The sequence below is a fragment of the Pseudomonas psychrophila HA-4 genome (genome assembly GCF_000282975.1).
GTDB classification, from domain to species: domain Bacteria; phylum Pseudomonadota; class Gammaproteobacteria; order Pseudomonadales; family Pseudomonadaceae; genus Aquipseudomonas; species Aquipseudomonas psychrophila_A.
This window is the reverse complement of record NZ_ALJC01000009.1, coordinates 1-527: the sequence shown is the minus strand read 5'-3', so window position 1 is coordinate 527 and position 527 is coordinate 1. Positions and strand designations below refer to the sequence as shown.

The 527-nt window shown below is 63.4% G+C and carries 1 protein-coding gene; it reads right to left on the bottom strand.

The window, feature by feature from the left end; genetic code table 11:
- Positions 1-526, bottom strand: a 526-nt coding sequence (folP, locus tag B347_RS0101115; protein ID WP_026013918.1) for a dihydropteroate synthase, incomplete at its 3' end; no start/stop codon positions are given.
- Between the last annotated feature and the right edge of the window lies 1 nt (position 527).

Sequence of the window (527 nt, the reverse complement as noted above, 5' to 3'; positions counted from 1 at the left end):
CCATCCCCGGATCGAGGATGAGCCGGTCGGCAGCGACCCCGCTCCGTCGCAAGGCGGAAACCCGCGCCTCGAAGAACCGCACAATCTCGTCGAGCGCGTCTTCGGGTCGAAGGTGACCGGTGCGGGTGGCGATGCCATCCCGCTGCGCTGAGTGCATAACCACCAGCCTGCAGTCCGCCTCAGCAATATCGGGATAGAGCGCAGGGTCAGGAAATCCTTGGATATCGTTCAGGTAGCCCACGCCGCGCTTGAGCGCATAGCGCTGGGTTTCCGGTTGGAAGCTGTCGATTGAAACACGGTGCATCTGATCGGACAGGGCGTCTAAGAGCGGCGCAATACGTCTGATCTCATCGGCCGGCGATACAGGCCTCGCGTCCGGATGGCTGGCGGCCGGTCCGACATCCACGACGTCTGATCCGACTCGCAGCATTTCGATCGCCGCGGTGACAGCGCCGGCGGGGTCTAGCCGCCGGCTCTCATCGAAGAAGGAGTCCTCGGTGAGATTCAGAATGCCGAACACCGTCACC